General features: G+C 42.5%; 1 pseudogene. It reads right to left on the bottom strand.

What is annotated here, in order from left to right:
* Nucleotides 1-722: pseudogene (locus ACFIL3_RS10795) on the bottom strand (hypothetical protein); the annotation flags it as partial.

Genomic DNA, 722 nt, shown 5'->3' with positions numbered 1-722 from the left:
AGCTTCATTGCCTAAATGTTTACTGATTGCTCTTAACGTATCTTTTGAAACACCTTCTTTCGTATGAGAAGGAGAAAAAAGTCTTCGTATTCCACCAAAAGTAGAACCAAGCATACTGCCTACAAGATTTCCAGCCAATGCCCCGCCCATTCCTAAAGTTCCACCAGATGCCGTGGTTTGAAGTGTATTTAAAAGTCCTTCGCCTTCTCCTGCGCCATGTAATGCACCAGATGCTGCACCTACTTTAAGCAAATGAGGTAATGTTGTTTTGTTCGTGATGCCTAAAAATGGACTTGCAAATCGACTTGGGGGTAACTGACCTGCTTTCAAAAAGGCTTGACCTAATTTTGACCCCGCCACATTCCTTGCAAGTGTAGGCGCTACAAGGCGTGCTCCTGAGGCTAACAGTCCTCCCCCTAAAGTCGCAAGGGAAGGGATTGCCGACCCTAAAGCATTTCCAGCAAAAGAAGTCCAATAATGTTGATCACTCATCCTACGATAATAATCACGTATTCTATTGGCTTCTTTCTCATATTTTTCTATGGTTTTCTTATCTCCAGTCCAATAGTTGTAAAGCCCATTCAAAAAAGCACTTATTGCCCACTGATCATCAGAATCACGTCCTGCCGCTGTAATCCCCGCAATCTCATCATCTAAATTAAAACTCAATCCATGCTTTAAAGAGTTCCAAAAAGCTTCACTTTGCGTGATTTCGGGATGTT

The sequence above is a fragment of the Bartonella sp. CE47NXGY genome (assembly GCF_042195415.1).
Classification (GTDB): Bacteria; Pseudomonadota; Alphaproteobacteria; order Rhizobiales; family Rhizobiaceae; genus Bartonella.
This window is presented reverse-complemented; position numbering and strand designations above follow the sequence as displayed.